27 protein-coding genes, 1 tRNA gene and 4 pseudogenes are annotated in these 25,128 nt (G+C 49.9%); 12 read left to right on the top strand and 20 right to left on the bottom strand.

Annotated elements, in window-relative coordinates; all coding sequences use genetic code 11:
• Positions 1–22 precede the first annotated feature (22 nt).
• From EH207_RS04430 to EH207_RS18540, 5 genes are all read left to right on the top strand, one after another.
• On the top strand, positions 23–1,297 hold the full coding sequence (locus EH207_RS04430; protein ID WP_137712896.1) for a SpoIIE family protein phosphatase: 1,275 nt from the start codon (positions 23–25) through the stop codon (positions 1,295–1,297).
• Positions 1,284–1,835 carry a SiaB family protein kinase gene (locus tag EH207_RS04425; RefSeq protein WP_246048939.1) on the top strand — a complete coding sequence of 184 codons (552 nt, stop codon included), beginning with the start codon at positions 1,284–1,286 and terminating at the stop codon, positions 1,833–1,835. Before EH207_RS04430 ends, EH207_RS04425 begins: the two co-directional genes overlap by 14 nt.
• A gap of 1 nt (position 1,836) precedes the next feature.
• Positions 1,837–2,265, top strand: a complete 429-nt coding sequence (locus EH207_RS04420) for a DUF1987 domain-containing protein (RefSeq protein WP_217496120.1) — start codon at positions 1,837–1,839, stop codon at positions 2,263–2,265.
• A gap of 7 nt (positions 2,266–2,272) precedes the next feature.
• The gene (locus EH207_RS04415) at positions 2,273–2,980 is read left to right on the top strand and encodes a GGDEF domain-containing protein (RefSeq protein WP_137712894.1); all 708 of its coding nucleotides are present in this window, start codon (positions 2,273–2,275) and stop codon (positions 2,978–2,980) included.
• 131 nt (positions 2,981–3,111) lie between these two features.
• Complete coding sequence (locus EH207_RS18540) at positions 3,112–3,657, top strand: LysR substrate-binding domain-containing protein (RefSeq protein WP_342774143.1); 546 nt, start codon at positions 3,112–3,114, stop codon at positions 3,655–3,657.
• 700 nt (positions 3,658–4,357) lie between these two features.
• Here EH207_RS18540 and mltB read toward each other — a convergent pair.
• Both mltB and EH207_RS04395 read right to left on the bottom strand, forming a co-directional pair.
• Positions 4,358–5,434, bottom strand: coding sequence for a lytic murein transglycosylase B (mltB, locus tag EH207_RS04400; RefSeq protein WP_137712893.1), 1,077 nt, complete (start codon positions 5,432–5,434; stop codon positions 4,358–4,360).
• A 120-nt stretch (positions 5,435–5,554) separates the two neighbouring features.
• Positions 5,555–5,896, bottom strand: a complete 342-nt coding sequence (locus EH207_RS04395) for a zinc ribbon domain-containing protein YjdM (protein WP_137715261.1) — start codon at positions 5,894–5,896, stop codon at positions 5,555–5,557.
• Positions 5,897–6,199: 303 nt separating this feature from the next.
• Here EH207_RS04395 and grxB point away from each other — a divergent pair, with 303 nt between their 5' ends.
• Positions 6,200–6,835 (top strand): glutaredoxin 2, encoded by a 636-nt coding sequence (gene grxB / locus EH207_RS04390; RefSeq protein ID WP_137712892.1) that lies wholly within the window; start codon positions 6,200–6,202, stop codon positions 6,833–6,835.
• 501 nt (positions 6,836–7,336) lie between these two features.
• Positions 7,337–7,891, top strand: a complete 555-nt coding sequence (locus EH207_RS04385; RefSeq protein WP_246048938.1) for a hypothetical protein — start codon at positions 7,337–7,339, stop codon at positions 7,889–7,891.
• A 176-nt stretch (positions 7,892–8,067) separates the two neighbouring features.
• Here the strand turns inward: EH207_RS04385 and EH207_RS18330 are convergent, their stop codons facing one another.
• From EH207_RS18330 to EH207_RS18315, 6 genes and pseudogenes are all read right to left on the bottom strand, one after another.
• On the bottom strand, positions 8,068–8,454 hold the full coding sequence (locus EH207_RS18330; protein WP_246048937.1) for a hypothetical protein: 387 nt from the start codon (positions 8,452–8,454) through the stop codon (positions 8,068–8,070).
• 5 nt (positions 8,455–8,459) lie between these two features.
• Positions 8,460–8,672: a hypothetical protein gene (locus EH207_RS18325; protein WP_246048936.1), complete on the bottom strand. Its 213-nt coding sequence runs from the start codon at positions 8,670–8,672 to the stop codon at positions 8,460–8,462.
• Positions 8,673–8,695: 23 nt separating this feature from the next.
• A pseudogene (locus EH207_RS18320) lies at positions 8,696–8,812 on the bottom strand (integrase); the annotation flags it as partial.
• A 60-nt stretch (positions 8,813–8,872) separates the two neighbouring features.
• Entirely contained in the window at positions 8,873–9,667 is a 795-nt protein-coding gene (gene istB, locus EH207_RS04370) for an IS21-like element helper ATPase IstB (RefSeq protein WP_137712891.1), read from the bottom strand.
• Complete coding sequence (istA, locus tag EH207_RS04365; protein ID WP_137712890.1) at positions 9,667–10,839, bottom strand: IS21 family transposase; 1,173 nt, start codon at positions 10,837–10,839, stop codon at positions 9,667–9,669. The genes istB and istA overlap by 1 nt, the downstream gene beginning before the upstream one ends.
• 93 nt (positions 10,840–10,932) lie before the next feature.
• Positions 10,933–11,496: pseudogene (locus tag EH207_RS18315) on the bottom strand (tyrosine-type recombinase/integrase); the annotation flags it as partial.
• A gap of 479 nt (positions 11,497–11,975) precedes the next feature.
• On the opposite strand from EH207_RS18315, the gene EH207_RS04355 reads away from it, so the two are divergent.
• Together EH207_RS04355 and EH207_RS04350 are read left to right on the top strand one after the other, a co-directional pair.
• On the top strand, positions 11,976–12,455 hold the full coding sequence (locus tag EH207_RS04355) for an Hcp family type VI secretion system effector (protein ID WP_039280041.1): 480 nt from the start codon (positions 11,976–11,978) through the stop codon (positions 12,453–12,455).
• 1 nt (position 12,456) lies between these two features.
• On the top strand, positions 12,457–13,293 hold the full coding sequence (locus EH207_RS04350) for a DUF4225 domain-containing protein (protein ID WP_175413639.1): 837 nt from the start codon (positions 12,457–12,459) through the stop codon (positions 13,291–13,293).
• Positions 13,294–13,379: 86 nt separating this feature from the next.
• On the opposite strand, the gene EH207_RS04345 is transcribed toward EH207_RS04350, so the two are convergent.
• From EH207_RS04345 to EH207_RS04335, 3 genes are all read right to left on the bottom strand, one after another.
• A complete protein-coding gene (locus tag EH207_RS04345; RefSeq protein ID WP_137712888.1) occupies positions 13,380–13,775 on the bottom strand; it encodes a hypothetical protein in 396 nt (131 codons plus the stop codon).
• Positions 13,776–13,849: 74 nt separating this feature from the next.
• Positions 13,850–14,233, bottom strand: a complete 384-nt coding sequence (locus tag EH207_RS04340) for a hypothetical protein (RefSeq protein WP_175413638.1) — start codon at positions 14,231–14,233, stop codon at positions 13,850–13,852.
• Between the two features lie 43 nt (positions 14,234–14,276).
• The gene (locus tag EH207_RS04335; protein WP_119881016.1) at positions 14,277–14,471 is read right to left on the bottom strand and encodes a type II toxin-antitoxin system HicB family antitoxin; all 195 of its coding nucleotides are present in this window, start codon (positions 14,469–14,471) and stop codon (positions 14,277–14,279) included.
• Between the two features lie 243 nt (positions 14,472–14,714).
• Between EH207_RS04335 and EH207_RS18085 the strand changes: the two genes are divergently transcribed.
• Entirely contained in the window at positions 14,715–14,873 is a 159-nt protein-coding gene (locus EH207_RS18085) for a hypothetical protein (protein WP_175413637.1), read from the top strand.
• On the opposite strand, the pseudogene EH207_RS04330 reads toward EH207_RS18085, so the two are convergent.
• Positions 14,870–15,193, bottom strand: a pseudogene (locus EH207_RS04330) (integrase core domain-containing protein); the annotation flags it as partial. The gene EH207_RS18085 and the pseudogene EH207_RS04330 overlap by 4 nt on opposite strands.
• 74 nt (positions 15,194–15,267) lie before the next feature.
• Here EH207_RS04330 and EH207_RS04325 point away from each other — a divergent pair.
• Positions 15,268–16,436, top strand: a protein-coding gene (locus EH207_RS04325) for an IS3 family transposase (protein WP_137712441.1) whose coding sequence is annotated in 2 segments (ribosomal slippage) — positions 15,268–15,517 and positions 15,517–16,436 — 1,170 coding nt in all. Because the reading frame shifts where the segments join, the coding sequence is not laid out codon by codon here.
• Between the two features lie 3 nt (positions 16,437–16,439).
• Here the strand turns inward: EH207_RS04325 and EH207_RS04320 are convergent.
• The 7 genes and pseudogenes from EH207_RS04320 to gpt form a co-directional block, all read right to left on the bottom strand.
• Positions 16,440–16,706 (bottom strand): annotated as a pseudogene (locus EH207_RS04320) (Arm DNA-binding domain-containing protein); the annotation flags it as partial.
• Positions 16,707–16,881: 175 nt separating this feature from the next.
• Positions 16,882–16,957, bottom strand: a tRNA-Thr gene (locus EH207_RS04315).
• A gap of 258 nt (positions 16,958–17,215) precedes the next feature.
• Positions 17,216–18,469, bottom strand: a complete 1,254-nt coding sequence (gene proA, locus EH207_RS04310) for a glutamate-5-semialdehyde dehydrogenase (RefSeq protein WP_137712886.1) — start codon at positions 18,467–18,469, stop codon at positions 17,216–17,218.
• 10 nt (positions 18,470–18,479) lie between these two features.
• Positions 18,480–19,583 carry a glutamate 5-kinase gene (gene proB / locus EH207_RS04305; protein WP_137712885.1) on the bottom strand — a complete coding sequence of 368 codons (1,104 nt, stop codon included), beginning with the start codon at positions 19,581–19,583 and terminating at the stop codon, positions 18,480–18,482.
• A gap of 126 nt (positions 19,584–19,709) precedes the next feature.
• Positions 19,710–20,084 (bottom strand): sigma factor-binding protein Crl, encoded by a 375-nt coding sequence (gene crl, locus EH207_RS04300; RefSeq protein WP_137712884.1) that lies wholly within the window; start codon positions 20,082–20,084, stop codon positions 19,710–19,712.
• A 55-nt stretch (positions 20,085–20,139) separates the two neighbouring features.
• Positions 20,140–21,393, bottom strand: coding sequence for an esterase FrsA (gene frsA, locus EH207_RS04295; protein ID WP_137712883.1), 1,254 nt, complete (start codon positions 21,391–21,393; stop codon positions 20,140–20,142).
• Positions 21,394–21,633: 240 nt separating this feature from the next.
• The gene (gene gpt / locus EH207_RS04290) at positions 21,634–22,092 is read right to left on the bottom strand and encodes a xanthine phosphoribosyltransferase (protein WP_137712882.1); all 459 of its coding nucleotides are present in this window, start codon (positions 22,090–22,092) and stop codon (positions 21,634–21,636) included.
• A 372-nt stretch (positions 22,093–22,464) separates the two neighbouring features.
• Between gpt and pepD the strand changes: the two genes are divergently transcribed.
• On the top strand, positions 22,465–23,925 hold the full coding sequence (gene pepD, locus EH207_RS04285; RefSeq protein ID WP_137712881.1) for a beta-Ala-His dipeptidase: 1,461 nt from the start codon (positions 22,465–22,467) through the stop codon (positions 23,923–23,925).
• 64 nt (positions 23,926–23,989) lie between these two features.
• Here pepD and dinB read toward each other — a convergent pair whose 3' ends face one another.
• Positions 23,990–25,048 carry a DNA polymerase IV gene (dinB, locus tag EH207_RS04280; protein ID WP_137712880.1) on the bottom strand — a complete coding sequence of 353 codons (1,059 nt, stop codon included), beginning with the start codon at positions 25,046–25,048 and terminating at the stop codon, positions 23,990–23,992.
• Positions 25,049–25,128: the final 80 nt, after the last annotated feature.

The raw sequence follows: 25,128 nt of genomic DNA, 5'->3' as shown, positions 1-25,128 counted from the left end.
TAGTCAGCCATTCAAGAGACTTATGACCTCCATGCCTGCTCCATGCGTTCAACAAAGTTTCTGTATTCAGCCAACCGCTAAGGATCTTTGCGTCCCGACGCCGGACGTTTCACCCAAGACTGATAACGCCACGGTATTAGCGCTTTTCGGCAAAAATAAGGAACTGGTCAGCCTGCCCGTGGTGGAAAACGGTCGCCCTTTCGGGCTGATTAATCGTCATATTTTTCTGTCGCAGATGTCGCGGCCCTTTTACCGCGAGCTCTATGATAAAAAGAGCTGCATTGCTTTTATGGATAAAAATCCGCTAATTATCGAGGCATCGGCCTCGCTGAATAACGTCGCGGCTCAGACGGTCGTTACCGGAGACAAGACGCTCACTGATGGCTTTATTATTACCAAAAATGGCCGCTACATCGGCATCGGATTAGGGATTGATCTGATCAAGGCGGTTTCGGCCATGCATGTGCAGCAGCATCAGCAAATTATGCAAAGCATTGAGTATGCCCGCGTGATTCAGGAAGCCATGTTGACCACTTCACGGCAAGCCATGTCCTGTTCGCTGGCGGACTGGTGTCTGACGTGGGAACCACGTGATTGCGTCGGCGGCGACTTCTACTACTTCAAAACCTACCCGCACGGCTGGCTTGCCGCCATCGCGGATTGTACCGGCCACGGTGTACCCGGCGCCTTTATGACCCTGATTTTCGCTTCCGCACTGGAACAGGCGCTGACCCAACACGGGCCGGAGACGCCGGCGCTATTGTTACAAGCCATCAATCAGCATATCAAAAACACCCTTGGGCAGCGTGATGGGAAACATCACGCCTCCACCTCCAACGATGGTTGCGATGCGATAGTGATGTTTTGCGATGTTACGGAAAATTCGCTGGTCTGGGCCAACGCACGCATGGCCGCCTTTAGGATAGGGCAGCACAGCGGACAGATAAGCGTGCTTGACACCGATCGAATGGGTATCGGCTATACAGATACGCCGTACGATTATCAATGGCCGGACTACCAACTGACGCTAAACAATGGCGATCTGATGTTTACCGCCACCGATGGGCTGACGGATCAAATCGGCGGCGAACGGCGCATCATGTACGGCAAACGCAATTTGCAAGAGTTCTTATTGCGCCACCAGACACAGCCAATGCGTGCACTTGCCAGCCAGCTGTTACACGAACATCAAGCATATCAGGGAAATCAGATTAGAAGGGACGATCTGACCTTTTGGGGCTTCAGATTTTCTTCGGCACGGCTTAACCAGGTGAAGCGCGATCATGTCAGAGACTAAATATACCGAATTCTTCGACTCCACCCACCAACACGATATCACGCTGTATTACGTGGGGTATTTTTCACAGAACATCATTAGTTCACTGGCTGAAACGGTACGGTTACAGCTTGAAAAAAAACAGGTTCCCTCAGGTATCCGCCGGAAACTCTTTTCCGCTTTTGTTGAGGTAATGCAGAACATCACCCGCTATTCCGCCGCCGATTTAGCCGTCGTTGATCAACCGAATGAAGTTCGCCACGGTTCGGTCTGCATCGGTTATGAAAACGGGAAATATTTTTTACTCTCTGCTAATCAGGTTCACCCGGATGATATCGAAAAACTGCGGGTGCGCCTTGAGCCTTTGCGTTATATGACAATTGAAGAAATCAGGCTTGCCTACAAAGCCTCCCTGCGCAATCAGGCCCCCCCCTGGAGCAAGGGGGCCGATATTGGGTTACTGACTGTCGCACGCGATGCCAGTGAGCCGCTTCAGTTCACCTTTCGGGCAGATTCATCAACGGGACTGCCTACGTTTTACCTGAAGGCGATTATTTGACATGACGAATAGAAACAACATGGACAATCTACATATCTCAGGAACGCCCTGTACGCCGGTCGTAGATTTCGACTTTGCCGCACACCGCCTCTCTTTGTCAGGTGAATCCTATCCTGAAAATGCGGCAGCGTTTTATCGTCCTCTGATTGCGCGAATCGAAAATTATCTCGACCGGTTGCAGACTGACGCCGCATCACCACACCCGACTGCCGCCACCATTGAGATTCATGTGTCGCTGGTCTATTTCAACAGTTCCAGCACCAAAATGTTGTTCAGCCTGTTCAACACATTGAACCAGGCGGCTGAACAGGGGCTGTCAGTGAATTTGTATTGGTACTACGACAAGGAAGACGACATCGCGGCGGAATTCGGCGAAGAGCTTCATATTGATTTTCCGGCACTTGCTTTCTACAGCCAGACACTGGAGTAAAGACACCATGGGCGCCTTTGAATTATTTACACCGGAATATGACATCTTGCTCGCAGCCCGTAACGTCGCTAATAAGCAGGATATGCCGGCGGATGTTTACCGGGATACGTTGCTGGCTCTCACCGAGCACTACCAGCGTTTGGTCAGAGAATCCCACCGTTTGATTTCCCGTAGCGATCGCGCTGAAAAAGAATTGAACCGCCTCAATTATCAACTGAACAAACTCGCTGTCGAGCTGGAATACAAAGCCACTCACGATCCGCTGACCGATGTCTACAATCGCGGTGCGATCATTGATCATATCAACCAAGCGCTGGAACTTAATCAGGCCTCGCTTATTGTACTGGACATCGATAATTTCAAACGAATCAATGACGCCTACGGTCATCCCACCGGTGATAGGGTAATCTGTGAGTTGATGTCGCGGGTGCAAAGCGTACTGGAAGACACGGGCAGCATCGGCAGGGTCGGCGGCGAAGAGTTCACCATATTGCTGAATGGCTTTACGCTGAAGCAGGCCGTCACGACCGCGGAAAATATTCACAGGAGTCTCAATGAAATGCCGTTGGGAATCTTGCCCCAGCAGTTGGTCACCGCCAGCTTTGGCGTAAGCTGGGCTCCGCCCCAAACCAGTTTCGATACCCTTTATGGCGCAGCGGATGTCGCCTTATATCGGGCAAAGAATCAGGGCCGCAACCGGGTTGAATATCAATGAATCCCATGTCATAGCGTTACCGACCACAACATGATTAGCCGGCACCATTTATTGGTATTAGCCGGCATAACGAGGGCGAGCGTAACGGCATAAGCGTTGATCCCACCGATCTGCGTTTACTTCTGAATGTTTTGAAAGCGGGCAGCATCACGGGAGGCGCGCCACCCTCCCATCTGACACTGCAATCGGCCAGTGAACGTATTCGGGGGAGGGAAGATGAACTCGGCGTCCATTTGTTATTACGTTCAAAAACCGGTGTGACATTGACGGAGGTCGGCTTTCTGCCGGCCCATCACGCCAATGTCATCCAGCATCACATTGAGCAGATGTGCAGTGCATTACGCCAATACGATAAAGGGCTACGCGGCCATATTCCGTTATTATGCAATTCCTCCGCATTGAGTGAGTATCTACCCGCGCTGCTGGGAGAATACTTTCAGGCTCACTCTACCCTATCAATAACGGTGAATGAAAAGCGGAGCCGCAACATCGTCAACGCCATTAAAAACCAGATGGCGGATATCGGTATTGTGGCGGATTCGGTTGATTTGCATGGGCTGGAAACCCGGCCCTGTCGTCAGGATGAATGGGTAGTTGTCATCCCTGCCGCCAGTCATTGGGCAAAAAATCACGTTTCGTTTTTGAAACCATCACCGGCGCTGAATTTATCGGCTTGAGCGACGATTCGGCATTACAGGAACACATTGACGAACACGCCAGAAAGCTGGATAACCGCCTGAACTACCGCGTACGTTAGCCAGCTGCGATACGGTTATTCAAGTCATCCATAATGGTATCGGCCTCGGCACTCTCCCGGCGCACGCGGCACAGCGGCTGATGAACTCGTTTAATGTCCGCGGGCTTAACATGTCGGATGCGTGGGCGAAAAGAAACCTGATGGTCTGCGCTCGTCAATTTTCGGCGCTACCCGGTTATTTTCAGGCGTTCGTGGAAGTTATCACACCGCCGGACCATTAAAACATCGCACTTACCGACATCTACACGCTGAGGACAATCAGGCCGGTAAAGAAACTGCGACGGCGAACCGCCCTGCAAGGTGCCGACAATAATGCCGGCGGATAACGACCAGAATGGTCGGTAGCCCAAGACCGAGGCTCCCCTTGACAATACCGGCTAATAAAAAAACGATAATGATTGTCGTCACTTACCCCATCCTAAACATCGTGTAGGTGAAATATCAGCTTATATTCAGGAGATTATCGTTGGGGGTCGATGCGGATTTGCCTGAGGATGGCCTAACGGAGAGTCACCATGATAGCCAAATGTGACATGCATGTTGCGGTAAATCCAGCCCGAGTGACGGCAGACTCTGGGCAGCCGCTCCAGGCAGCGCTGCCCGGAACGCTATTTTACCCCTCAATAGCCCTGCCGCGCCCGGCCAACCGCCTCCCCCAATTGCCATACCGCCATCGCGTAATGGGTGCTGTGGTTATAACGGGTAATGACGTAGAAGTTCGGCAAACCATACCAATATTGATATTCGCTACCGATATCGAGACGCAGCAAGCTGGCTTCTTCATAGCCGCCCAGCGAATGCTGCGGCCTTAATCCGGCCGCGCGTAACGCAGCGATGGAATAGCGCGTATTGAAGCCGTGCTCCAGCAATGGCGCCTGGCCGAACGCCGGCACCGCAATAGCGCCTCCGCTGACCCAGCCGTGCGCTTTGAAATAATTGGCGACGCTGCCGATCGCATCGACCGGCTCCCACAGATTGATATGGCCGTTGCCATCGAAATCCACCGCATAATTTTTGAACGATGACGGCATAAACTGACCGTATCCCATCGCTCCGGCATAAGAACCTCGCAGGCTGAGCGGATCATTGCCTCCGGCGCGGGACATCAGCAAAAACGTTTCCAGCTCGCCGGTAAAATAGTTGGCGCGACGGGGATAATCGAAAGACAGCGTAGCCAGCGCATCAATGATGCGGGTTTTCCCCATTATCCGGCCCCAGCGGGTTTCAACCCCGATAATGCCGACAATAATCTCAGGCGGTACGCCATAAATTTCCCAGGCGCGCTGCAACGCATCCTGATATTGATTCCAGAATGCCACGCCATTTTGCACGTTATCGGGGGTAATAAACTTATTGCGGTAACGGTTCCACGCGCCGTTCGGCCCGGATGGAACACCGGAACTCGGCGCCTGCCGGTCCATCAGACGAATCACCCAGTCAAGCCGTTTTGTCTGCGCCAACACATCGTGCAATTGCTGACGGTCAAAACCGTGCTGTTGCACCATTTTGTCGATAAAGCGGGCTGTCGCTGGGTTAAACGCAAAATCGCCGCCTTGCAAATGCCCCGCATGCGCAGGCTGAAGCAAAAACCCCCCTTTAACCACGGCGCCCTGTGGCGTTTCGGGCAGGGGCGTCGGCTTACTGTTACAAGCACCGAGCAAGGCGAACAGTGGAAGAAAAATAGCCAAATGACGCATCAGATATCCGGGTAGCCAGAAAAGGGTAACGGCTATGGTAAAACATTGCCTGACGTGAAAAAACCGGAATCTGACCTTATTGACACGCCCCGTCCGAATTGACGCCCAGGGCACGGCACATCAGTTTTTCTTCACAAACTCGGATTTCAGTTTCATCGCGCCGAAGCCATCGATCTTGCAATCAATATTGTGGTCGCCTTCCACCAGACGGATGCCTTTTACGCGAGTTCCAATCTTCAACGATGAAGAACTGCCTTTTACTTTCAGGTCTTTAATCACGGTAACGGTATCGCCATCCGCCAGCAAATTACCGTTGGCGTCTCTGACGATCAATCCTTCTTCCTGAGCGGCCGCTTCACCGCCGACCGGCCATTCATGACCACATTCCGGGCAGTTAAGCGATTCACCTTCCTGCCAGGTATATTCGGAACTGCATTTCGGACAATTAGGTAATGACTGCATCATTAAACTCCTGAAAAAATAATGATAAAAACAAATAAAATCATACGGTAATTAAGGCATAGTCACCATTTTACCTTTTCATGGGTTTTTTTGATAGCGATGTGGGATTTGCAACATTTTTATCCCCCTAAGAACCGACGTTCCCCTTCCACGATTAGAGTGCATATATCCGATAAAAACGGGCAATATCGCCCGGACATTTTGCCACAGACCGTCGGGTAGATTACTCTGATGCACACTGCCGGATTGAGTCCGGCGTCACACACTGATTCTGTTATTGATCGCTTATTAAGGGATTGAGAAATGAAACTTTTTATCTACGAACACTGTCCGTTTTGCGTCAGAGCCAGAATGATTTTCGGGCTGAAAGACATGTCTTTTGAGCAAGCCGTAATCATGGAAGGCGACGTGGAAACGCCAACCCGGATGGTCGGACGCAAAGTCGTCCCTATCCTGCAAAAAGACGATGGCAGTTACATGCCGGAAAGTATGGACATCGTTCATTATGTGGACAGCCTGAAAGCGCCGCGTGTGGCGGATAAACCGATGGTTGCGGCAATTGAAGAATGGTGCAAAGCCGCAGCGGGAACCATTTTCAAACTGGCGGTGCCGCGCTTTACCAGGGCTGATTTTAAGGAACTGGCCCAGCCTGAAGCCCGCCGGGCCTATCTGCAACGAGAAGAGAAAGCCTTTGGCGATCTGGATGCGCTGTTTGCCGATACGCCGGCGATGCTCTCAGAAGTTCAGCAAAAACTCGCGACGCTTGAATCTCTGCTGGAAAAGCATGATGGCATCTCCACCACGGATTTCATCCTGTTTCCGATTCTCCGCACGCTGACTATTGTGAAAGGCATTGAACTGGGGCCGAATGTCTCCCGCTATGTCGAACGCGTAGCCAATGCGACCGGCGTCGATCTTCTGACGGATAAGGCGCTGTAATCGCCTAAACCAGCGGCATTATCCTCGTGCCTTTACCGGTTTTCGCGTAAAGTGGGGCAGAGTAAAGGCACGCGCCATAAGATAGTCTTGATCGCTCATTGTCGGGCTCGGAAGGCTTAATCGGCTTTTTCGCTTTACTCAAGTTTCCCTTTCAGTCGATTTTCAGCCCCTCAAATGGGGATAATCCCTATTGCATAATTTATTGACTCTGAAGCATAAACCCCTGTTCTATTTTTAACGATACCCCCAATGGATTTTGTGTCCCAATTAAGCGCTATATTTCTAGAACTTTTTTGTCCATCAGAAATAGAAATAACCATTGAAATAAGTAGCGTACTACTAATGCAACAAGAATGTATTCCGCTCACTAGTCGATTTCACTACAATCTAAGCTAAATAATCTCGTCATTCATGGATGGAATAACAATGACCGAAGCAGATCTGGAGGAACTGGCCGACCGTATAGTAAAGATGTTAACCACTACGGATTTTTATTAAGGGATGGGATCTGGAATATCAGAGACAGGTAAGAATTTTGGCTATCTATCCTATGATTTTATTGATACGGATACACGGCATGCCAAATCACGAGAAATGGAGAGATTGATAGAAGCGATTCATAGAGGAATTGTGTCAAGAGAAAAAATCATTGAGGCAATAAAAAGAATATTTAAGGTCTTTAACCGAAATGCCTCAGAATCTCAAAAAGAAGCAATTTATCATAAAGCAGTGGGCTTCGTAGCGGGTAGTATGCTTGTTTCACAAGCAGTCTTTCAAATAGCAAAGAGAATCGGCGATGCCCCCAAAGTATCTACTGGCACCGTATATTACATTATGTTGCTTGGCGGGATGGCGAAACGGTCAATATCGTTCAATGTATTAAAAAGTCATAACCCAGAAGTATATTCAGCGCTGAGAAGAGATGATTTAGATTTTCTTTTCTTCCTGTTTGAAGAAAATGTTGAACCTTTGACCGAAGCTATAAAGATGAGAAGAACGTATGGCAACGGAATGTTTAATAAATTAATTGAAAAAATAGAATACAGGATTAAGTGATATGATTACCTTTCTAAAAAAAGGCATTTATTTTCATATTAAACAATATAACCATGTTTCTTTTCAGCATATGTTTTTTTGGGATTTGTTATATTCTATTCGTTGGGTATGCACCCTGGAGTGAAAAAACAGTCCATTTAATTATTGCCGTATCTATTTTTATTGGACTAGGAAAATTATCTGACTGGTTTGATAAAAAATGAATGCAGGGACTCCCCTGCATCTTGTTTAGTTCGTAAAAGGTTTTCTCCGGCCTTAAACGGCGTGTGATCCACGTCATTCAAGGTATGCAGCCAGTGCTTGCGGCGGTGCGGCTTAAACTCCCCGCTGACGGTATCAAACACCCCGTTACCAAAGCCGATTAACCGGCGCTGGGGTTCAGCATGCATCGGGATAATCTGTTTCAGGGTGTCTAACACGCTGCCAATGCCGGATGTGGTAAAAGGTGCCAGTATCTTCTGAAACAGCGCAGCAATATCCCGGCTTAACAGGCGATAGGGTAAGACGTTCCATGCGCCGTTCCGATACTGGAAGAACGTTTCCCCGAACGCGTCGATGGCCAACAATCCTAGCGTTGACAGCGGTAGTGTTCGCGTATCTTCTCCGCTTTCTCGCTGGCGCCCATGGCCTTGAATTCGGCCTCACCCAGCGATTCAAACGGACTGACCTTTCCCGGCCGGGTAAACGCATTCAGATGATGCCGGGTGGCGTCGGCGCCCTCAGCAGGATACACATCATTCCAGTCACCAAACACCGGCGGTAGCGCGACACGGGCATTCACAGCGGCGGCGGCCTGCTCTGCTCGCTAACGGTATAGGACTCAACCGCCTGAATGAACGCCGGGATCTCATCGGCTTTAAGGAAGGGATAATGCTGTGCTTTATGTGTAGTCAGGACGCAGGTCAAGTCCGCCGCAGGGTTGATTGTCAACGCTAGGATTGTTGGCCGTTTTTCGCCATTTTTAATGTCCGCTATTGGTCATTAATGTTGCCCACTTTCCGCCATTTCATCATCACTGATTGGCGTGGCGTTTTTTGCCAGCACTCCGGCTTTGCGTTTTTCCTTTAACCGATAGCTTTCTCCTTTGATGTTCAGTGTGGTTGAGTGGTGTAGCAGCCGATCCAGGATTGCCGTTGCCAGCACGTTATCGCCGAACATCTCTCCCCAGTCGGCGAACCCTTTATTTGACGTCAGTACGATACTTGCTTTCTCATACCGACGGTTCAGCAACCGGAAGAACAGACTGGCCTCCTCGCGGGTCATTGGCAGATAGCCTATCTCATCCAGTATCAGCACCCGGGCGTAACCAAGCTGCTGTAGCTGTTTTTCCAGCCGGTTTTCCTGCTTTGCCTTCATAAGTGTGGCGATCAGCTTATCCAGTGGCATGAACAGCACCCGGTGACCAGCATCAGCCGCTTTTACCCCGAGTGCTACTGCCAGGTGGGTTTTACCCACACCTGGCGGCCCCAGCAGGATCACGTTCTCGCTGCGCTCCACGAACGCCAGCCCGGCCAGTTCCCGGACGATCTTACGATCTATACCTGGCTGGAAGCCGAAGTCGAACTGCTCCAGCGTTTTGACCCACGGGAACCGTGCCTGTTTTAGCCGAGACTCCATACCTCGCTGATGTCTCCCGTTCCATTCCTGTTGCAGCGCCATACACAGGAACTCGCGGTAGTTCAGCTCTTTTTTGGCCGCCAGCTCCAGCAGGCTTTCGACGTGGTAGCCCAGATGTTCCATTTTCAGACGACCCAGCAGTGCCTCCAGTTCGTGCATCACAACAGCTCCTCATACGCACTTAGCGGGCGATGTTCCACCTGACTGACCTGCTGCCAGAGCGGGGCGTGATGCTCCGGCACGGTCTGCCAGCCGGATGAAGCCGAACAGAGCCGGTGCGATGCCATCTGCTGCTCATTACTGTAGATCCGCAGCTCATCATCCAGCGAGATCCGTATTGAGACCGGCTGACCACAAAGGCTTTCCGGTACGCTGTAACGGTTTCCGCCAACCTCGATATAGCCATCCCAGGAGACATGGCGGATATCGAAGTAGCTGGTATCGAAGTCAGTATCCGGTAACGGCTGAAGATGCTCCTGTTCCTGCGTGAAGCGCTGTTCCGGTGTCTGCCTGAACTGGCGAAGTTCCCGTCGGTCAGCAACGTCAGCCATCCACTGCTCCAGTAACTGATTAACATGGGCGAAGCTGTCGAACCGGCGGTACCGGACGAAGAAGTTCTCCTTGAGGTATTTCACCATCCGTTCCACCTTACCTTTGGTTCTGGCCCTTCGCGGGCGGCAGGCCCGTGGCAGGAAGCCATAGTGGTCGGCCAGCAGCAGGAACCCGGAGTTGAACACCACTTTCCCGTTGTTATTTTTCAGCACCGCGGCTTTCTGATTATCGACCAGCACGGTTTTCACGCTGCCGCCGAAGTAGCGGAAGGCGCGAACCAGAGACTCATAGGTATGCTCAGCATCCTGCTTTGGTGCGGCGAAGACATGGAAGCGGCGGGAGAACCCCAGCGTGTTAACCGCGAAGCTAACTTTGCATCGTTGTCCGGCAACCTCAGCCTCAATTTCCCCCCAGTCATGCTGGAGCTGGTAGCCGGGCTGGGTTTCGAAGCGAACTGTTTTCTTCGATGGCCGCATCTTACGTTTGGGCTGGATGTAGTAACGCAACATGGAGCGGCCGCCGGTATAACCCATCGTTTTGATTTCCGCGAGGATGACCTCGCCGTTCCAGACGTTCTCTGCCAGACGCATGTCGATATAGTCCATGAACGGCCTGAGTTTAGCCATTTTGTGGCGTGTTTTTCTGGCCGGAGGTTCCGGGTATTTCAGGTACCGTCTGACGGTTCGCTCAGAACAACACACCTGAGTGGCAATATCGACAATATACGCACCCTGCTGGCGCATTTGCTTTATCATGTAAAAGTCCTCTCTGCTCAGCATGCTGATGTCCTTTCTGGTGTGAGAACCTCAAGGAAACAACATGTTGGGTGGAGCGGACAATCCAAATGGTGAATTACCGTCTTATATCACTGGCGCTGACATGATCTCTGCCCTTCCCGTGGCGATCGCATAGCGGAATACCGCGGAACAACGCTGGCGAACCTTTTTCATTTTCTCTAATACGCCGCGCTTCTCCATTTTGCGCAGCACATTCAGCAGTTCTAGCGGTTTTATCTCTGCTAATGAGCGTTTCCCACATAGGGAAAAATATCATTCCTGAAGGCTTCCATGATGTCAGAAGCGTACCCCGTCGACCAACGCGCACTTTTCATGGTGTGCCACTCGCGCGCGAACGTTTCAAAGGTATTTTCTGATTCAGATATCAGGTTAAGTTTTTGCGCTTTGCGGTTTTCGCTTGAGTTGATGCCCTCTAATATCTGCTTACGAGCCTCATCACGCTTTTTACATGCTTCAGCTAGGCTCACCAGCGGATAAGGGCAAAAGATATCATCTTGGGTTTACCGCCGAAGCGATAGCGGATGCACCAGCTTTTGCTGCCGTTAGGTTCAATGAGTAAAGACAGCCCTAAACCGTCACCGTGTGTATAAGGCTTTTCTTCGGTTTTGCGATACCAACCTGCATATCGTTGAGTGGCATGTGTATAGGAATCTTTTATCTAACCTGTCTATACACATTTATAGCTGGATGTCACTGGACAATATCGGACATGCACGGACGAAAACCTGGCGACTTAGTTGATTTAAAAGGATTTTATGGACGTTTTCGGATGTACTCGGAGGGTAATAGGAGCAATACCTATTGCATATTTTATTGATACTGAAGAACAAACTATTGTTCTATTTTCACACATGCCCCCAACGATGCCCCCAATGGATTTTTTGTCCAATTTAAGGCTTGAGTTTATAGGCGGTGAAGGGATACCGTTCCCTTCTACCAAAATTAAATTCCATATTGAATAATTTCCATGATGATTATAATTAAAATAACCATTTTGAATTATACACATTGCACAATAGTTACTATTGACTCATTGACTAAAAAATGCAGAAATTACCCCTCCCATAAGGAAAAAGGATTTATGGGGTAGGATTATGGATAATATTAAGGAATAAATAATGGCAAATTTGATCTATCTGAAACTCACTGGCATCAAACAAGGTCTTATCTCTGCGGGTTGTTCAAGTGCAGACTCGATTGGTAATAAATATCAGGCTTCCCATGAAGATGAGATTTTTGTTTATGAGTTAATGAACCAGATAACAAGACAAGATAACGTTTCACTCTCCCCTGTGGAAATCAGAAAGCCAATAGATAAAGCCACCCCGCTTCTGGCACAGGCATTGAATGGTAATGAAAAACTAACCTGTGAGTTCTTTTTTTACAGGACTTCTCAATCAGGTGGTAATGAACTCTATTTTAAAATGGTGCTAAGAGATGCGGTTATCAATGATATTCGCTTTTTCGCACCAAACTCATTAACACACAACGAATTACAGCCTCAGGAAAATATTTCATTCAAGTTCGCATCGATTGAATGGGAGCATGTGGTTGCACGGACAAGCTCTTATATCTTATGGAAAGATGTGGAATATTAAGATGAGTATCGATTCGGCACATCAATTTCACTTTTTAGAAGAAAGCAACCGCCTGAGGAGGGTTGCTCTGTTGGCTTCCTCTTTTTTCATTCAAGATAAAACACTAAGGATGCGTTATCTTCGTGAAATTGAGGATTTTATCAATGAAACAGAAATGAAACTCAGGTCATCAACAATTAGTTTTTTTGATAAAAATCATATCCTTCATGAATTAGTAACAGAGCGTGAAGAAACAGAAAGAGACTACCAAAAACTGCGAACTGGTGATTATGTAAAATATATCGTTACGGATATATTTGAAGACCAGGGTGTTTTAAAATACACAAAAATTGCATCTGGTGTTGTATCGGGTGGTTTTCAGGCATTTGCAGGATATCGATTAAATCAATTAGGGAGATATCTCAATGTCAAACATTTCAAGTCATTTGGAGTTTTATTAATCTCCCACGGAATCAATAATGCTTATGAGTCAGCAACCCCTATAATATTTGATGGTAAATATAGTGCAGGACCAGTCAGACACATATACAGAGGTCTTGCTTCTCTTGCAGGATATAACGATGATGCCGGAGATGCCTTGTATAGCGCTGGTGATTTGACACTCACAATTTACGCCTCTTTAAGAACACCAGTCTTAGTCGACAGTCCTACCCGATTATTATCAAGGGGATTTCTGGAAAGACCCAGAATAACAAAATTATTTAAGTATGCGCATTCAGACTTCAAGCCTAAATATACTGCCGCAAGTAGCATAATGAAGGTTTATATGGTAGGGGGTTCTGCCTACAAAATATATGCTGAATTTACAGATGAAAATTACCACTTAGGTGATAAGTGATTCTTTAGCCTAAAGGTATTATCTCCCCCCTGTAGCAATGACAAATGTCATTGCTAACTTCCACAAGTATAAAAATTACATATCATTTAAAACCTGACTAAATAATTAAATGAATTTAAAACCCGCAAAGGGATTAATTTAATCATCATAATCATTGTGATTTTGTAGTTTTCACTTTTAGCTTTCATAAAACTGATAACCGAAATTCCATAAATTAATAAAAATATTTTTATACTGTTTATTACAACACCATACTCATAGTAACCATAAATAGCAAACCCCAAAGACATAAGAAAAAGCATCAGCATTTCATTCCAGCACAGATATGCGATGAAATAAATATAATCAGAAAAAGACTCAATGTCTTTTATTTTTATATTTTTTCCATAAGCCCTATTTTTTGTATCTACATAGTTATTTTTCAGGCGAAGTAATTCTCTGACACTCAATCCTGATTTTAAGATTAACACTCTTTTATTCATTACACGCTCCCTCGCTCATAATACAAGTCATTCCTGATCAACCAATATCGCCGCTGAATAACGTTAAAATAAAATCAGTTAGCAAAAGAAATCATCAATTTAAATTTAATTAATTTTAAAACCGTAATCATATGTATATTATAATGATTAGCCTCAACTTTTAATACGCAAAAAATCGATATCGAATAAATAATAAAAAAAGTTTTGACAAAGGCAATCACATTATCACTATCATAGTAAGCATAAATTGCAAAAAAGAAGCTCATGAAGACAGGAAGATACATTGCTTCCCAGCATAAACGTGCGACTATAAAAATATAGCCTACAAAGGACTCGGCTTTCTTCATTGGGGTATTAAATTTGAAATCATCGCTTTTAACATAGACGTAATTATTTTTCAGGCGAAGTAGCTCCCTGACAGTCAACCCTGATTTTAAGATTAATGTTCTTTTATCCATCATCCATTCCCTTGGTTGTTTATTCTGCTAACCAACTAAACCATCACCCCTTCGGCTCAATCCCCTGCTTGCGAAGCTCTTTACGTGCAAGCTCCTTGAACCAGTTGCCGAGACTGACACCTTCTTTTGCAACTACCTCATCAAGCTGCTCACGCAGCTCAGGCGAGATGCGTATCTGGAAGGTTGGAGATTTACCTGTTGATGAAGATTTTTTCGTATCACGTTTAATCGTTGACATGTACGTACCTTTTTAACTATGATGAATTTTATAGGTACGTACCCTATCACAGAATCTCATACACATCATCCGTTTCGCCCCCGAAAGGTAGTGGAATACCAGACAGGGGCTAACCACACCGTTATGGAGTTAACGATATGGCTATCAGCAAGTCTAGCAATTCCCTTCTGGAAGATCAGCACATTAAGCAGTCAGGTAAAGGTTATTTTAATCAGTTCGGGCAAGAGGCTGCGGAGGTGCTTTATGTTCGATAACACCCCGTTAGATCAGGAAGAAATCATCGACCAGTGCAGAGCGTTGATCTACGCCGTTATCGAAACCAAACAACCACAGGTCAAAGAGATCTTGACGTTCATTCTCTGGGAAAGGCTCGACTGGTTGTGTAGTCCCTCCGGTTTTTAGTACCACCGCCAATGAGGATCTCCGGCCAGTTTTTGCCTCGCATAGATAACGGGTGGCATATCACCCAGTGAGCTATGCAGACGTTCTTCGTTATATTCTGCGCGCCAGTCTTCTGTTAGCACGCGGACTTCTGACAGTGTTCTGAACAGATACATATCGAGTATTTCTGTTCGTAGCGTTTTGTTAAATCGCTCAATAAATCCGTTCTGCATCGGCCTGCCTGGCTGAATAAAATCGAGTATCACACCGTGCAATTCTGCCCACTCGGCTAGAGCAGCGGCAGTGAGTTCTGGCCCATTATCGCTGCGTATAAATGCCGGATTGAAGTGGCACACTGAATTTGGCCACCTGAACAGAGGTGATATGCTCACCTCAGAACAACACAGGTGCTCCAATGAAAAAAAGAAATTTTAGTGCAGAGTTCAAACGTGAAGCAGCTCAGTTGGTTGTCGAGCAGAGCTACACCGTTGCTGAAGCAGCAAAAGCCATGGATATTGGCCTTTCAACAATGACCCGATGGGTCAGACAATTACGGGATGAACGACAGGGAAAAACACCGAAAGCTTCCCCTATTACCCCGGAGCAAATTGAAATACGTGAGTTGAAGAAAAAACTACAACGTATTGAAATGGAAAATGAAATATTAAAAAAGGCTACCGCGCTCTTGATGTCAGACTCCCTGAACAGTTCTCGTTAATCGGAAAACTCAGGGCGCGTTATCCCGTGGCTACACTCTGTCACGTATTTGGGGTTCACCGCAGCAGCTATAAATACTGGAAATGCCGTCCTGATAAGCCGGACAGAAAGCATACAGAGTTACGCAGTCAGGTTCAGGAACTATACAACATTAGTCATGGCTCAGCCGGGGCAAGGAGTATCGCCGCAATGGCAACGCTCAGAGGCTTCCTGATGGGGCGCTGGCTTGCCGGCAGACTCATGAAAGAGCTGGGGCTGGTCAGTTGTCAGCAGCCCATCCATCGGTATAAACGCGGTGGCCATGAACACATCGCTATCCCGAATCACCTTGAGCGTCAGTTCGCAGTGACAGAGCCTAATCAGGTGTGGTGCGGCGACGTGACGTATATCTGGACAGGTAAGCGCTGGGCATACCTCGCCGTTGTTCTCGACCTGTTCGCGAGGAAACCGGTGGGCTGGGCAATGTCGTTCTCACCGGACAGCAGACTGACCATCAAAGCGCTAGAAATGGCGTGGGAAGTTCGCGGCAAACCAGCCGGGGTGATGTTCCACAGCGATCAGGGCAGCCATTACACAAGCAGGCAGTTCCGGCAGTCACTGTGGCGGTACCGGATCAGGCAGAGTATGAGTCGTCGTGGAAACTGCTGGGATAATAGTCCGATGGAACGCTTCTTTAGAAGTCTGAAGAACGAGTGGGTGCCGGTGACTGGTTACACAAGCTTCAACGATGCTACCAGTGCAATAACGGACTATATCGTTGGGTATTACAGTGCGCTCAGGCCACACGAATATAACGGTGGGTTACCACCAAACGAATCGGAAAACCGATACTGGAAAAACTCTAAAGCGGTGGCCAGTTTTAGTTGACCACTTCAGTTCTTTTTTAGCCTCTAAAGGATCGATACCCCCAGCGATACCCTTTCGAGCTTCATCACGTTTTGCTCTGGCATCAGCCAAGGACACATCGGGATATACCCCCAGCGCCAATAACTTTTCCTTTCCATCGATACGATACTTTAAACGCCAGTAGCGTGCCCCGTTGGTTTTAACCAATAAGTAGAGGCCACCACCATCAGCCATCTTGTAGGGTTTATCTTTGGGCTTGGCAGTCTCTACCTGTCTGGCATTGAGCTTCATTTGGGGGCATCTCCCCTAGACCGAACACGATATGCCCCCAGCGATGCCCCCAACTCACCGTAGATTTCTGTGAACGTGAGTAGACGAGCAGAGACAACAAGGGCCGTGAAACCGCGTATTATAAGGGTTTAAAGGTTTTTTGAGTAGACTTCGGGAGACGTTAAAATAGGTAGGATGGTGCCGATAATAGGAGTCGAACCTACGACCTTCGCATTACGAATGCGCTGCTCTACCAACTGAGCTATATCGGCTTTTGGGATCGTCATGGCGGGAGTCTGACGTGAACTACGGGGTGACAAACTAGTGAAAACGACAGATTAAGTCAAGCGATTAGCCGTCGTCTGTCGATTTTATAATCGGCTTAGATACGAGAAGGATTCTCTGATAATTTTCCAAACTAATAATTGAGAATCCTATAACTTTCAGGCTGAAAACGCAGGCGCATTTTTCAACGTTGCAGAGCAATGGCCCAAAGGGGCGGGCTGGGAGAGCCCGCCATAAAAGCGGGGTTAGGAACGAACCAGATCCTCACCATAACCGATCCATTTATAGGTGGTTAGAGCTTCCAATCCCATCGGGCCGCGTGCATGTAATTTTTGCGTGCTGACCGCGACTTCCGCGCCCAAACCAAACTGTCCGCCATCGGTGAAGCGAGTGCTGGCATTGACGTAAACCGCCGAGGAATCCACTTCCCGAACAAAACGTTCGGCGTTGCTTAAGGAACGCGTAAGAATGGCATCAGAATGTTGTGTGCCATGCTGACGAATATGAGCAATAGCCTGATCCAGATCGTCCACCAGCGTGACATTCAGATCGTTGGAAAGCCACTCGTCATCGTAATTAGCCTCTTCCAGCGCGATAACTTTCGCCGGTCCGTCACTCAGGTAGGGCATCGCCAATGTGCTGGCGTGCAAGGTCACGCCGACCTGCGCCATTCTCTTGCTCAGCGCGGTCAGGAAAGTTGCCGCAATGCTTTTCTGAACCAGCAGGGTTTCCAGGCTGTTACAGGCGCTGGGACGCTGAACTTTGGCGCTCTCAATAACCGTCAGCGCTTTGTCAAAATCGATACTCTCGTCAGCATAGATGTGACATACCCCGATGCCCCCCGTAATGACCGGGATCGTCGATTGCTCACGGCACAGTTTATGCAGACCTGCACCGCCGCGAGGAATGAGCATATCCACGTAGCGATCCAGTTTCAGTAGCTGGTTTACCTGTTCACGATCCGGGCTTTCAATCGCCTGGACTGCCGCGGCGGGCAGGCCACATTGCGCCAGCGCCTGTTGGATCACGTTTACCGTGGCCGCATTGGTGCGATAAGTCTCTTTACCGCCGCGCAAAATGACTGCGTTACCCGTTTTCAGGCACAAGGAAGCCACGTCAATCGTGACGTTAGGACGCGCTTCATAAATTACGGCAACCACGCCAAGCGGTACGCGCCGACGCTCCAGTTTGAGGCCGTTATCCAGTATGCTGCCCTCCATTATCCGACCGACCGGGTCGGTTAAACGGCACACCTGACGCACATCGTTGGCGATAGCCGCCAGACGCGCGGGCGTCAGCAACAGCCGATCCTGTAATGCGTCGCTCATGCCATTCTGCCGCGCATCGGCCAGATCCCGTTCGTTGGCCGCCAGTATCGTCGCACTCTCCGCTTCCAGTAAATCCGCGATCGTTGACAATGCGCGATCTTTCTCCGCCGTGCTCAGCACCGCCAACTGATAAGACGCCGCTTTTGCCGCTTTGCCCATCTGTTCAAGCATGGCTTGCTCCTTAATTGATAATCATGTCGTCCCGATGAAGCGCCACCGGGCCATATTCATAACCGAGAATGTCGGCAATCTGCTGGGAGTGGTGTCCGGCAATCATGCGCAGCGCATCACTGTTGTAACGGGTGACGGCATGGGCCACATCGCGTCCCGCCAGACTACGAATACGGATAACCTCGCCACGGGAGAAGTTCCCCATCACTTCGCGAATGCCTTTAGGCAACAGGGAACTGCCACGTTCAAGAATGGCCGATAACGCGCCGTCATCCACCGTGATTTCTCCGGCCGGCGGAGCACCGAAGATCCAGCGTTTGCGGCTTTCCAGCGGCGCGTCCAGCGCATGAAAACGCGTGCCGACCGATACATCCGCAATCACATCACCGATGACGGCCGGCTTACTTCCCGCGGCAATCACCACATCAATGCCCGCGCGACAAGCCACATCCGCCGCCTGAAGCTTGGTCGACATTCCACCCGTGCCCAATCCTGATACGCTGTCGCCCGCAATGCTGCGCAGGGCATCGTTAATTCCGGTCACTTCACGGATCAATTCCGCATCAGGATTTTTACGCGGATCGGCGGTAAACAGCCCGGCCTGATCGGTCAGCAGCAGCAGTTTATCCGCATCGGCGAGAATAGCGGCCAGCGCGGAGAGGTTATCGTTGTCGCCCACTTTGATTTCGGCGGTGGCAACCGCATCATTTTCGTTAATTACCGGGACAATATGGTTATCCAGCAGCGCCCGCATCGTGTCACGCGCGTTCAGAAAGCGCTCGCGATCTTCCAGATCCGCACGGGTCAACAACATCTGACCAATATGGATACCATAAATGGAAAACAACTGTTCCCACAGTTGGATCAGGCGGCTCTGCCCCACGGCGGCAAGCAGTTGTTTGGTCGCAATGGTGGCGGGGAGGTCCGGGTAACCTAAGTGCTCACGACCGGCGGCAATCGCCCCTGACGTGACAATCACAATTCGGTGTCCTGCCGCATGTTGCTGCGCGCACTGGCGAACCAGTTCAACAATATGGGCACGGTTAAGACGGCGTGAACCGCCAGTCAGCACGCTGGTGCCAAGTTTCACAACCAAAGTCTGGCTGCCACTCATAATTTTTCTGCCGTTAGAAGTCATAAAAAAAGACAAATCAGGAAAACGTTGTAACAGGACAGACGCGTTATGCCAACAGGCTTAACGCGAAAACCTGCGAATAAATGGGGGAACAAAGGGGAAGCATCACGGTCGAGCGACTAATGCACAGGCGGGTTCCAGCGATTGCAGCATTTTTTCCAGACGCACATGGAATGCTTGTCTGGCGTTTTCAAGCTGAGCGATCACGTCCTTATCTTCAATTTTCTCTTCGCGCCAGTTGCCGCTTTTATCGTACAGACCAAAATGGTAGTCATAAGTAAAGGTATTTCCCTGATCTTTCAGCGTTAACCACCAACCCCAGAACTCCCGTTTCTCAGGCGCGGGTTTGACGTTGACGCATACGGCCAGACAATCGAAGAAAAAGCGTTCGCCTTCGCACTGTGCTTCACGCAAATACGGCCCCAGCGATATAAAGCTTTTTATGAGCCTGCTCTTTGGGTGTCCACTCGGTAACATCATCGGCAATCTCCTTAGGTTGAACATTCTTTTTAGCAGAGAATGGCGATTTATCAATTCACTGGTTGAGTTTATCCCCTAACCAACCGCTGATTTGCTGCAATGCGCGATGGAAATTTTGATAAACCGGCGAGAAATTAACGGGCAACAGTTTCCCCTGCGCGGACGAATTGGCGATCAGGCTGGCCTCTTCTTTCGGGCTCACCAAATCGTTATCCCAGTAGCCGGCAAGCATCGGCGTAGGACAGCGGCGCCCCAGCAACCCTTGCGTCTTAAGAGAATAACGCCCCAGTTCGATTTTCAGTGCCATATCGGTAGAAAATGGCATTCCCAACCGGCTGGCCAACACATCCATAAACATATCCGGCACCTGTTGCTGGCGCTGCGCATCGCACAGTAAGTGATGAACCACCGGCCCCAGGCAGGCGACAGCGCGTAAACGCTGGGATTCGAGATACGCCAGCCGTACCGCGATATTGGCCCCAAAGCGGAAACCAAATGCGCCGACACGACAGTGGTCAACCCACGGCACGTCAGGTAACGCCCGCAATACCTGTTGATGCAGGAAGCTCGAATCCTGATCCAGTTTCCAGCGAGACGAAAAACCGACGGACGGAACATCGATGGTCAACATCGCCATACCAGCGGGAGCCAGATAATCACGGAACAGGCGGTAATAATCACTTTGCAGCACATCCAGACTGCCGCACATCAGGATCGTCGGGAAAGGCGCTTTGCCCGACTGAGGTAAGTGCAGGAAGCCGATTAAAGAACCGCCGCCTTGAATCGGGAAAGAGAGCTCTTTCAACTCATAGGGTAGATACTTCGCGGCTTCTTCGTAAGCGCGGTTAGCCAGCGTCTGTGCCTGCTCTGCCAGCTCATCACCTTTAATATAAGGATAAGCGGCAATGCTGTAGAGGTTGGCGGCGTTCAGCCACCACTGACCGTTTTGGGCGTCGTCTGTGCCATCCATTGCCTGCTGCTGCCAGCTTGCGCCCTGCTTTACCCACTCATAAATCCAGTTGCCGCTACGGTAACCAATCACGGTATCCAGTAAATGTTCGCGGCTTCTTTCCGCTTTGCTCACCGCGATACGAGACAGCACCTCTTCGATATCCCACGGATCAACGCCCCGCCAGATCCACATCAACCGGTTGAGCATGCGATACCAGCTACGGGTATGCTCGCCTTCCAGCGTGTAGTGCACACCCAGCGCTTCCGAGGTATGACGCGTCCGTTTTACCAGCGTGGAGGTTTCCGCATGTTTAAAGGATGGTTTGAATAGGGTTTCAGACAGATTAGCTTTCGCCAAAGCAGCCTCCGTTAATGTAAACCGCCGTCAGCGGACAACCGGACTATTGCCGTAAAACCAGAGTGTAACGAACTCATGATGTTGAAGACAAACGGCAGAACACAGAAACACACGTTCAGATCAAATCGGCGAGGAGATAAATGGCTCGTTAATCCACGCGAGGTAAACGCAACGTTCAGCCGCCCGCCATAAACAACAATGCCCGGTCAAACCGGGCATAGGAATAGAGGCCAGATAACGTTAACGGCCGGACAATGGCGGAACAAACACCACGCCCATGTCCCACGGCTGCTCAATCCAGGTATCCTGCGGGATATCGACGATATAGTCGTCAACCAGCGGTTTGCCAGCGGGTTTGGCGAAAATGGTGACAAAACGCGCTTTCGGATACATGTCGCGAATCGCTTTAGCCGTACCACCGGTATCAACCAGATCGTCAACCACGATAAAGCCGTCACCCTCTCCCTCCGCACGCTTGAGCACTTTCATTTCGCGCTGGTTATCGTGGTCATAGCTGGAGATGCAAACGGTATCAACATGGCGGATACCCAGCTCACGCGCCAGCAAAGCGGCGGGAACCAATCCGCCGCGGCTAACGGCAATGATGCCTTTCCATTGTTCGGCAGGCACTAAACGCTGTGCCAGTTTGCGAGCCTGGATTTGCAACATATCCCAAGTTACGACGTACTTTTCGCTCATAATATCTATCATCCCAGCCGAATTGAAATTGGCTTAATTTGAGTCTGAGGGGAAAAAGGTTGCGCGAGATTATAGATATCCAACGCCATAAAAACCAGTGTTTCTCAGCCCCGTAACCGGGTTTCCACGCGACCGGCGCCGTCCCAATCAAAATTGGGTGATAAGTCAGTATAAAACCATCGCCGAAGAAAAAGAGATGTCGAAGGCGGCCAATGCAGTTGATTTTGTTTTTCACGCCAATTTGCCCTGCTCGCGGGAGAAAGTGATATTCTGTTCCAACTGCCATATCGGATGGCTGACCGTGATTAATTTTCTCCCTGTCGCGCCTGAGCAAAAGACGCCGACTGGCCTGCTGAAAAGGAGACGCAAAGAGTGTCTGAATTGTCTCAACTTTCCCCACAACCGCTGTGGGACATTTTCGCCAAGATCTGTTCTATTCCCCACCCGTCTTACCATGAAGAAGCGCTGGCGTCGCACATCCTTGAGTGGGCGAAAGAAAAAGGCATTCATGCCGAACGCGATCGGGTAGGCAATATCCTGTTACGCAAAGCGGCAACGTTAGGCATGGAAAACCGTAAACCGGTGGTGCTACAGGCTCATCTGGATATGGTGCCGCAGAAGAATAACGACACCGTGCATGATTTCACCAAAGACCCGATCCAGCCGTACATTGATGGCGAGTGGGTGAAGGCCCGTGGTACGACGCTGGGCGCCGACAACGGTATCGGTATGGCGTCGGCGCTGGCGGTGCTGGCGGATAACGGCGTCAAACACGGCCCGCTGGAAGTCCTGCTGACCATGACCGAGGAGTCCGGTATGGATGGCGCTTTTGGTTTGCAACCAAACTGGCTTCAAGGCGAAATCCTGATTAACACCGATTCGGAAGAAGAAGGCGAAGTCTACATGGGATGTGCCGGCGGCATCGACTTCATTACCCGTTTGCCGCTGGCGCGCGAAGCGCTGCCGGCGGGTTACCAGACGCTGAAGCTGACTATCAAAGGGCTGAAAGGCGGTCACTCTGGCTGTGATATTCATCTTGGGCTGGGTAACGCCAACAAACTGTTGGCCCGTTTCCTGTTTGAACAGGCGGACAAGCTGGATCTCCGTCTTCTTGATCTGAACGGCGGTACGCTGCGTAACGCCATTCCTCGCGAATCCTTTGCTACGCTGGCGTTGCCTGCGGCCAATGTTGATCGGTTGAAAACCGTAAGCCAGGAATATCTATCCACGCTGAATAATGAGCTGTCGGCCGTCGAGAAAAACCTGAACGTACGGGTAGAAACCTCTGACGCTCAGGCAGAAGCACTGACCAAAGACAGCCGCGATCGTCTGCTGGCGTTGCTGAACTCGACGCCGAACGGCGTGATCCGCATGAGTGATACGGTGAAGGGCGTGGTGGAAACCTCATTGAACCTGGGCGTCGTCACCATGAACGAGCAGGAAGCCAAAATTGTCTGCCTGGTTCGTTCACTGATCGACAGTGGCAAAGACTACGTCGTAAGTATGCTTACCGCGTTGGGACAACTGGCAGGTGCGCATACCACGCCGAAAGGCGGCTACCCAGGCTGGCAACCGGATGCAAGCTCACAGGTTATGCAACTGGTGCGCGAAACTTACCAGAAGCTGTTCGGCAAGACGCCAAGCATTATGGTGATCCACGCCGGACTGGAATGCGGCCTGTTCAAGAAACCGTATCCAGATATGGATATGGTTTCTATCGGGCCAACCATTACCGGCCCGCACTCACCCGATGAGCAAGTCCATATCGCCAGCGTCGGTCAATACTGGCAACTGCTAACCGCGCTGCTGAAAGCGATTCCTGAACGCGCTTAATCGCGTGAAGTAAGAAAAACAGAGGCGGCCGGCAAAAGCCGCCTTCTTTATTTTGCGCCACCGCTTATTCCCAGTTAAGCACCAGTTGCCGTTCAATTTGCGGGTCGAGCAGCGTAACGTGCAACCCCACCAGCCGAACGCCGCGCCCCGCGCGCCGCTCCTCCCAGGTTTGCCGCGCCAGCGTAACGAGATCCTGCTTGTTCAATACCGGCCACGCATGCTCCTGCGTCGTTTGCCGAAAATCATCAAACTTCAGCTTCACGCCCTGCCGGGCAATAAGCAGATCCGGTTTAACCCGCTTTAAACGCTGTTCAAGCTCCTGATAAAGCTGCTCGATCAGCCCTTCACACTCATGCCAGTGATGAATATCCTGCACCAGCGTTTTCTCGACGCCCACCGACTTGCGCAATCGGTCGGGCGAGACTGGCCGCTCATCAATGCCATGGCAACGCTCCCACAGAATACGGCCGAATTTGCCGAAACTTTTCAGCAGTTCCGCCAGCTCATAGCGACGCACATCGGCACAGGTCAACATCCCCTTTTCTTCCAGCCGTTTTGCGGTGACTTTACCCACGCCGGGGATTTTCTCCAGCGGCAACTGCGAAATAAACGCATCTACCCGGTCGGGCGGGATCACATATTGGCCATTGGGTTTATTGATCTCGGAGGCGACTTTGGCAAGAAATTTGATGGGGGCCACCCCCGCCGATGCCGTCAGATTCAGTTCCCTGAAAATCGCCTGACGAATTTCTTCTGCTATCAGCGTCGCGGAACCATTGCAATAGGGGCTATCGGTGACATCCAGATAAGCTTCATCCAGAGAAAGCGGTTCAATAAGCGAGGTATAACGGGAAAAAATTTCACGAATCTGGCGGGACGCCGCCTTGTAGACCTCCATTCTGCCGGGAAGCAAGGTCAGATGGGGGCAAAGGCGTAACGCGGCGGCGGTAGCCATGGCGCTGCGAACACCATAACGCCGCGCAGGATAATTCGCCGTGCTGATCACACCGCGCCGATCGGCACTGGCGCCAATCGCCAGCGGGATATCGCGCAGGCACGGGTTGTCACGCATCTCAATGGCTGCGTAGAAGCAATCCATATCCACATGAATGATTTTTCGCATGTACACCCCTTAATTATCTGTATAAACATACAGTCAATTGAGAAGGCAGACAAGTTGTAGAATTAGCATAAACGTTATTA

It is taken from the genome of Brenneria rubrifaciens (assembly GCF_005484945.1).
Taxonomy (GTDB): domain Bacteria; phylum Pseudomonadota; class Gammaproteobacteria; order Enterobacterales; family Enterobacteriaceae; genus Brenneria; species Brenneria rubrifaciens.
The sequence above is the reverse complement of the archived record's forward strand: the minus strand, read 5'-3'. Positions and strand labels throughout refer to the sequence as shown.